The organism is Phytopseudomonas flavescens (assembly GCF_900100535.1).
Classification (GTDB): Bacteria; Pseudomonadota; Gammaproteobacteria; order Pseudomonadales; family Pseudomonadaceae; genus Aquipseudomonas; species Aquipseudomonas flavescens.
Map to the genome: position 1 here is coordinate 200,288 of NZ_FNDG01000009.1, position 7,450 is coordinate 207,737.

At 60.5% G+C, this 7,450-nt stretch carries 7 protein-coding genes and 2 pseudogenes; 5 read left to right on the forward strand and 4 right to left on the reverse strand.

Going from position 1 to position 7,450, the window contains the following annotated elements:
- Positions 1 to 31 precede the first annotated feature (31 nt).
- The 3 genes from BLR94_RS14055 to BLR94_RS14065 form a co-directional block, all read right to left on the reverse strand.
- The gene (locus BLR94_RS14055) at positions 32 to 1,159 is read right to left on the reverse strand and encodes a PQQ-dependent sugar dehydrogenase (RefSeq protein WP_084306374.1); all 1,128 of its coding nucleotides are present in this window, start codon (positions 1,157 to 1,159) and stop codon (positions 32 to 34) included.
- Positions 1,160 to 1,334: 175 nt separating this feature from the next.
- Positions 1,335 to 2,636, reverse strand: a complete 1,302-nt coding sequence (gene dctA / locus BLR94_RS14060) for a C4-dicarboxylate transporter DctA (protein ID WP_084306375.1) — start codon at positions 2,634 to 2,636, stop codon at positions 1,335 to 1,337.
- A 70-nt stretch (positions 2,637 to 2,706) separates the two neighbouring features.
- Positions 2,707 to 4,062: a class-II fumarase/aspartase family protein gene (locus BLR94_RS14065; RefSeq protein WP_084306376.1), complete on the reverse strand. Its 1,356-nt coding sequence runs from the start codon at positions 4,060 to 4,062 to the stop codon at positions 2,707 to 2,709.
- Between the two features lie 113 nt (positions 4,063 to 4,175).
- Between BLR94_RS14065 and BLR94_RS14070 the strand changes: the two genes are divergently transcribed.
- From BLR94_RS14070 to BLR94_RS14090, 5 genes and pseudogenes are all read left to right on the forward strand, one after another.
- Positions 4,176 to 4,913, forward strand: a complete 738-nt coding sequence (locus BLR94_RS14070) for a GntR family transcriptional regulator (RefSeq protein ID WP_084306377.1) — start codon at positions 4,176 to 4,178, stop codon at positions 4,911 to 4,913.
- A 211-nt stretch (positions 4,914 to 5,124) separates the two neighbouring features.
- On the forward strand, positions 5,125 to 5,277 hold the full coding sequence (locus BLR94_RS28300) for a hypothetical protein (RefSeq protein ID WP_420492688.1): 153 nt from the start codon (positions 5,125 to 5,127) through the stop codon (positions 5,275 to 5,277).
- Positions 5,249 to 5,416: pseudogene (locus tag BLR94_RS14075) on the forward strand (IS256 family transposase); the annotation flags it as partial. The gene BLR94_RS28300 and the pseudogene BLR94_RS14075, both read left to right, overlap by 29 nt.
- Positions 5,407 to 6,030: pseudogene (locus BLR94_RS27960) on the forward strand (IS3 family transposase); the annotation flags it as partial. The pseudogenes BLR94_RS14075 and BLR94_RS27960, both read left to right, overlap by 10 nt.
- A 414-nt stretch (positions 6,031 to 6,444) precedes the next feature.
- Positions 6,445 to 7,122, forward strand: coding sequence for a hypothetical protein (locus tag BLR94_RS14090; RefSeq protein WP_084306381.1), 678 nt, complete (start codon positions 6,445 to 6,447; stop codon positions 7,120 to 7,122).
- A gap of 20 nt (positions 7,123 to 7,142) precedes the next feature.
- Here the strand turns inward: BLR94_RS14090 and BLR94_RS14095 are convergent.
- On the reverse strand, positions 7,143 to 7,450 hold a 308-nt coding region (locus tag BLR94_RS14095), incomplete at its 5' end, for an IS3 family transposase (RefSeq protein ID WP_139207451.1).

Below are 7,450 nucleotides of genomic sequence, written 5' to 3' on the forward strand. Positions count from 1 at the left end.
TGGCGTGCCTGCGCACCAGACTCCCCGGGAATCATTCAGGCCGCAGTTCGAGCAGGCGGCCGCCGCTACCGTCCTCCAGCAGCCACAGGCTGCCGTCGGGGCCTTGTTCGACATCGCGAATGCGTGCCCCCATGGCGTAGCGCTCCACTTCGCGGGCGTTGTCGCCATCGAACGCCACGCGCACCAGTGCTTGCGAGGACAGCCCGCCGATCAGGCCGGCGCCGTCCCAGTCCGGGAAGCGCTGGCCCTGATAGATGACAAAGCCGGCGGGAGAGATGACCGGGGTCCAACTGATCTTCGGCGCCTCGAACTCGGGGCGGGTGGCGTGATCCGGGATCGGCCTGCCGTCGTAGTGATCGCCATCGGATACCTCCGGATAGCCGTAGTTTGCGCCGCGCTTGATCAGGTTCAGTTCGTCGCCGCCGGCCGGGCCCATCTCGTGTACCCAGAGCTTGTCGTTGGCGTCAAAGGCGATGCCGAGCATGTTGCGGTGGCCCAGTGACCAGACCTGGGCAGCAACATCGCCCTGATCGGCGAAGGGGTTGTCGCCAGGCAGGCTGCCGTCGTCGTTCAGGCGCACGAGCTTGCCCAGGTTGGCCTTCATGTCCTGGGCCGGGGTGAATTTCTGCCGCTCGCTGGAGGTGATCCACAGTTTGCCGTCCGGGCCGAAGGCCAGGCGATGACCATAGTGGCCGCTGCCACTGACCTTGGGCGTCTGCTGCCAGATCACGCTCAGCTCGGTCAGCGCACCGCTGCCATCGTCGTTGAGCTGCAGCTTGGCGCGGGCCACTGCGGCGCCGCGGGTATCGCCATCACCGGCCTCGGCGTAGCTGATGTAGACCCAGCCGTTATTGGCGAAATCCGGGTGCAGGATCACGTCACCGAAGCCGCCCTGGCCGCCATAGGCGACTTCCGGCACACCGGCGATATCGTGGGTCGCGCCGCTCTTCGGGTCGACATGCTTGAGCGCGCCGCGCTTTTCGGTGACCAGCAAAGTGCCGTCGGGCAGGAAAGTCATGGCCCAGGGCTCGTCGAGGGTGGCGCGGGGTTCGCTGGTGAACGGCCATTGCGCCTGGGGCAGGGCGTCTGCAGCCTGGGCGCTGAGGGTGGCGAGACTGAGCGTGATGCCTGCGAGCAGATAAGGAATGGAACGGGCCATGGCGAATCTCTCTCCTTGTGAACGGATCTCACACGTTACCCGCGCCTTGCAGGGGTAGCCGGGCGTATTTGTTACGACGCACGTCAGCGCCGCTCCGTTCAAACCAAAAGCCCCGGCTCTGCGCATGAAGCGCATAGCCGGGGTCCTGAGACCGCCGGGTTTCAGCGAGCGGGTATCAGAGCGCTGCCTGCGGGCTGCGGCCCAGCACGCGCTGATATTCCTCCCTGGCCTCCTGCTCGGAGAACTCACCCGACCACTTCGACACCACCACGGTGGCGACGCTGTTGCCGATGGTGTTGCAGGTGGCGATGGCCATCGACATGAAGCGGTACACGCCGAACAGCAGTGCCAGGCCTTCGAGCGGCAGCGAGCCGATCGCCGTCACCGTGGCCGCGAACACCACGAAGCTGCCCCCGGAGACCGCTGCGGCGCCTTTCGAGGTCACCAGCATGATGGCGAGAATCCCCAGTTGCTGCTCCCAGCTCAGCGGTACGCCATAGGCGTTGGCGATGAACAGCACGCACAGCGACATGTAGATCGACGTACCGTCCAGGTTGAAGGCATAGCCGGTGGGCAGCACCAGGCCGACGCTCTGCTTGGAGCAGCCGAACTTCTCGAGTTTCTGCAGCAGGCGTGGCAGGGCACTTTCCGAGGAGGCGGTACCGATGACGATGAAGATCTCGTCCTTGATGTACTTGAGGAAGCGCCACAGGCTGAAGCCGCAGACGCGGCAGATGGTGCCCAGCACCACGAAGATGAAGAAGAACACCGCTGCGTAGAACATCAGCACCAGATTGGCCAGCGACATCAGCACCGCGGTGCCATTGCTGCCTACCGCGTAGGCCACCGAGCCGAAGGCGCCCAGCGGGGCCAGTTTCATGATCAGGTTGATGAACTCGAAGAAACACTCGGAAACGCGGTTCAGACCGTCCTCGATCACTTCACGTTTCTCGGCCTTGAGTGCCAGCAGGGCGAAACCGAACAGTACCGAGATCACCAGCACCTGCAGCAACTGGCCACCGGCGAAGGCGCCGACGAAGTTGTCGGGGAAGATGCCGTAGATGAAGTCCAGGGTCGATTGCGGGGCGTGCCCCTTGGCGACCGCCGCCGCGGCAGCCGCCGAGGTGGCACCGCTGGGGTGGGCATCGTGCATGCCGGAACCGATCTCGATCAGGTTGCCCCAGAGCAGGCCGATGGCCAGTGCCAGGGTGGATACCACCTCGAAGTAGATCAGCGCGCGTATGCCCACTTTGCCCACGCGCTTGATGTCGCCCGCCGAGGCGATGCCGTGCACCACGGTGAAGAACACCAGCGGCGCCACGGCGGTCTTGATCAGCTTGAGGAAGATGTCGCCGAGGATCTTGAACTTGGCCGCGAGCTCGGGGGCGATGAAGCCGAAGGCGATACCGAGCAGCATGGCCGCGATGACCTGGAAGGTCAGGTCGCGGTAAAACGGTTTTTTGCCTGTGGATGACATGTCGGAATTCTCAATTGTTGTCTTTATGGTCTTGAGAGGTTTGGGCCCGTCGCCAGGCCCGGGACGGCGATCAGCGGGCGACGCGCCCCTGGCGCTGCAGGGCGCGGTCGACCATGGGCCCGGCCAGGCCGAGGTAGTTGGCGGGATCGGTCAGGCGTTGCAGTTCGGCGCGGGGCAGGTGGTCGGCGACTTCGGGATCGCGCAGCAGGGCGTCGAGCAGGCTGACGTTCTCGTCGTTGGCCACGCGGCAGGCGGCGTAGACCACGTCATGGGCGACCTGGCGACCGAGCTCCGGTGCCAGCCCCATCATCACCGCCTCGGCGACGATCAGGCCGCGGGTCATGTCCAGGTTCTGACGCATGCGCTCGGTGCGCACGTCCAGCCCGGCGAGCATGAACTTGGCCTGGCCCAGTGAGGCCGCACTGAGGGCGAAGGCTTCGGGAATGGCGATCCACTCGGCCTGCCAGGGGCCGGTGGAGCGCTCGAAGTCCTGGATCATCGCATCGAGCATCAGCCCGGCCTGCTGGCGCACGCCCTTGGCGGCGGCGTACATCAGCTCGCAGGAAATCGGATTGCGCTTCTGCGGCATGGTGCTGCTGGCGCCGCGGCCCTTGACGAAGGGTTCGTAGGCCTCGCCCAGCTCGCTGGTCATCATCATCATGACGTCCAGGGCCACCTTGCCCAGGGAGCCGGTTACCAGCCCGAGGAAGTTGAGGGTCTCGGCCAGGCCGTCGCGGGCGACGTGCCAGGTGGCCTGCGGCACGCCCAGCCCCAGTTCCGCCATCAGCGCTTCCTGCACCTCCAGGCCCTTGTCACCCAGCGACGCCAGGGTACCGGCAGCCCCGGCGAACTGGCCGATCTCGACCCGCGGGCGCAGCTCCACCAGGCGCTCGGCATGGCGGTCGAACATGCTCAGCCAGACCGCGCACTTGTAGCCGAAGGTGATCGGCAGGGCGTGCTGCAAGTGGGTGCGGCCTGCCATTGGCGTGTCGCGGTAGCGCTGCGCCAGGTCGGCGAGCAGGCCCCGTACGGCCTGGATGTCACGCTCGACGATGGCCAGGGCGGCACGCACCTGCAGAACCACGGCGGTGTCCATGATGTCCTGGGTGGTGGCGCCCCAGTGCAGGTAGCGACCGGCGTCACCACAGGTCTTCGACAACTGCTCGACCAGCGGCAGTATCGGGTAGCCGACGATTTCCGTTTCGTGCTGCATCAGCGCCAGGTCGAGGGATTCATAGCTGGCCTTGGCGGCGATGACCTCGGCGGCCTCGGCAGGGATCACGCCGCAGCGGGCTTCGGCGCGGGCGAGTGCGACCTCTACTTCGATATAGCGCTCGATCAGCGCTTTGTCGGAAAACACCTTGCGCATTTCGGCGGTGCCGAACATGTCGCGGAACAGGGCGGAGTCGAAGACGGTGGTGGACATGGGAAAGGATCCTGGCTGTTATTATTGATCGGACATAATTTATATGTACGGACATAATAAATACGCCTGCGCTGATACACTGTCAACCGCAACGGATCGGGAGCAGGTGAACGGTGAATCAGGCGCTTTATGCGGTGGTGGCAAGGGATCTGACGGAAAGCATCGCCAACGGGCGCTACCCGGTGGGTTCTCTGCTGCCCACGGAACTGGAGCTGTGCGAGATCTACGGGGTCAGCCGGCATACGGTGCGGGCAGCCATCGCCCAACTGCTCAATCAGGGCCTGGTCTCGCGCCGCAAGCGCGTTGGCACCCGGGTCGAATCGGCCTCACCCAGCGGCGGCTACTCGCAATCGCTGGCGTCGGTGGCCGACCTGGTGCACCTGGCGGAAACCCAGATCCGCAGCATCCAGCGTGTGAATCATTTCGTCGCCGATATCGCCGAAGCCAAGCGCCTCGGTCTGCAACCCGGCGGCCGCTACTTCTGCGTGTCGAGCATCCGCATCGAGGAAGGCCAGAGCCATGCGCCGCTGTGCTGGACCGACGTATACGCCGAGCAATGCTACGAAGCGGCCATCGAATTGGCCCGTGAGCACCCGGACGAACTGATTGCGGCGCTGATCGAAAAACGCTATGGGCGGCATATCGAGATTGTCGACCAGCAGGTCAAGGCCGTGCTGCTCGATGCCGAGCTGGCGGGCAGCCTGAATGCCGAAGTCGGTGCGCCGGGGCTGAAGATCGTCCGCCACTACCGCGACGAACGGGGCGAACTGGCGGTGGTCTCGGAAACCGTGCACCCCGCTGATCGCTTCACCCTGGTCATGCAGATGAAGCGGGAAAAGCCTCAAACCTGATGGTGGCTGCAATCACTCTGTTTATCCGTGGCTGCAGGGATTCTGCCTTGTTTCGTTTCACTGCTCGCGCTATCTGCATTCTGTTGGCATTTATGCTGACGACCTTTCTGTCACTTTGATGCAAAGCTCCTATCGCATCGACACATTGCTCGGCTCGGGATACGAGGATGGGCTTCTGGGCCATTATCCGGACAAGGCTGCGCACTGATATTTGCGTGCCGCCGAAGACGGCGATCCGCTTGCTCAATACCGACGTGGGCTCATGCTTCTGAGGGGCAGTGGAATCGAGGCTGATCCTGCGGCGGGGCTGAAGTGGATCCGCTGTTCGGCCGAGGGTGGCTACCGCATTGACCGAGTTGGCTGAGAAAGGGGCATACGCCGATCCGCTCAAGCAAATGATCCAGTTCGTTGCCCAGCGTGTGGTGGAATTCGATGTCGAAGGCCTATGCGGTTTCGGCTTCGATGTCAAAAGCCCTGACCGGGTAAACAGCCACAACGGCTATGCGGCGTGGCACGGGGCAAAACAGTGAAAAGCACATAAGCCGATCCTGGCAATGCCAATCCCAGAGACCTGACGAAGTGTCAGTCCACCGCCGAACGTCCCAATCAGCTATGGGGCGCGGATTTCACGTTCGTTTCAACCTGGTAGGGTTGTGCCTATGTGGCGTTCATCGTGGATGTCTACTCGCGGTTCATCGTTGGCTGGGGTGTCAGTCGGCACATGAGCGCGGAGTTTGTTCTGGATGCGCTCGAACAGGCGCTTTACGCTCGTCGGTCTGAACTTCACTGGCTGATTCATCACAGTGACAGGGGATAACAATACCTGTCGATTCACTACAGCGAAGGCTTGGGTGAAGCAGGTATCGAGCCGTCGGTTGGCCATATCGGTGACAACTACGGCAACGCACTGACATTGACTATCAATGGCCTCTACAAAGCCGAGTTGACCCACAAGCGAGGACCATGGGAAAGCATAGAAAGCCTGGAGTGGGAAACGCTGAAGTGGGTCACATGGTTCAACCGTCAGCGGCTGTTGGAGCCGATAGGCAAAAGGCCGCCAGGGGAGTTCGAGGCACTATACGAACAGAATCAGGCAGCCATATCGGTGGCTGCCTGACTCGAACACAATAGCCTCCGCGACATCCAGGGCGGTTCAATTGAACGAGCGGCGGCCGCTGAACGGGAGGTTCAGAGCCGATATCTCATGTACGGCCCATTCAGGCGATTCAACGCCGCAGTGAGCACTGAATTAGAGCAGTTCAGGTTACAGACCGCGGGAATATTCGGCTCATTGCTCTGTACTCGAGATATCGGATGTGAGTACGGCCACTCAAAATCGGTAATGAGTGGTGGGATTCACGGACGGATATCCACACGTAATGAGTGTTTTTTCGTGGGCAGACTTTGCCTATAGTGATAGGTCGAAAGCTTCTCATCTGCGCGGATCTATGTTGAACCAGGGTGTTGGCCATAGGTTTGGATGGCAAATTGTAGTATGAGACCGGTACACCTAAGAAGGAATGGAAATGGAATGAAGTTCACAATCTTAGCAGTAATGCTACTGGTGTCCAGTTTAAAGTCTCAGGCCTCCAGTAATGCGACCTGCCACACTTCCAGCGACGGTTCAATGTTCTTCCGCTGGAACAGCCTGATATTGAAGCTGTGGCCTGATGAATTGTCTGAAGAGCAGTTCAACACCGTGAGCTCTGAAGAGTTCGGGTGCATAAATAAACCGATAGAAAATTATCGTTTCTCGCCAAGGTCTGACTTCTGGTTTCCAAATTTCAAAAACAAGGTGCAGATGATCGAATTTTTCGATAAATCGACCAGCCAGAACGACCCGGCGAATGACGTGCAAGGCATCAAGAAAAGAATATTCGACAGACAGTGCTCATCTCAAAACGCGCAAATAAGAAAGTTATTTGGGGAGGCTATTGAAATTTGCGACTTGAGGAATAACGGATCCATCCACAGTCGACGCTATAAATTCGATTCCTACCAATCACAGGGGCGGGCACACGAAGTTTATTGCCGAACATCAAGCAGCGGAACAGAAAGCTGTGAAGTTCAGTACAGAATAATGCCGAGCCTGATAGTCAGGTATGAATTTTACAGCAATAATGTTGCCTTTGAGAACTATGTGAATCTAGATAGAGATCTACGGCGGCAGTTCTCGAACAGGGTCGTAACAGGAAGGCAGTCTGAATAGGTTGAATCGCCCCGGCTTTCCTAGACACTTTCCAAGCTCTGGAAATAGCGCTTTTCAAAATCCACTGGCGATAGCTGCATAGCGCTGCTGTGCCGGCGTTTAGGGTTATAAAACATCTCGATGTAATCGAACACATCAGCGCGTGCTTCTTCACGAGTGCCGTAGGTTTTCCGCCTGATGCGTTCGCGCTTCAGCAGTTGGAAAAAGCTCTCTGCCACGGCGTTGTCGTGACAGTTACCGCGCCGGCTCATGCTACTGATTAGGTTGTTGGCCTTGAGGAAACTTTGCCAGTCCAGGCTGCTGAACTGGCTGCCCTGGTCTGAGTGGA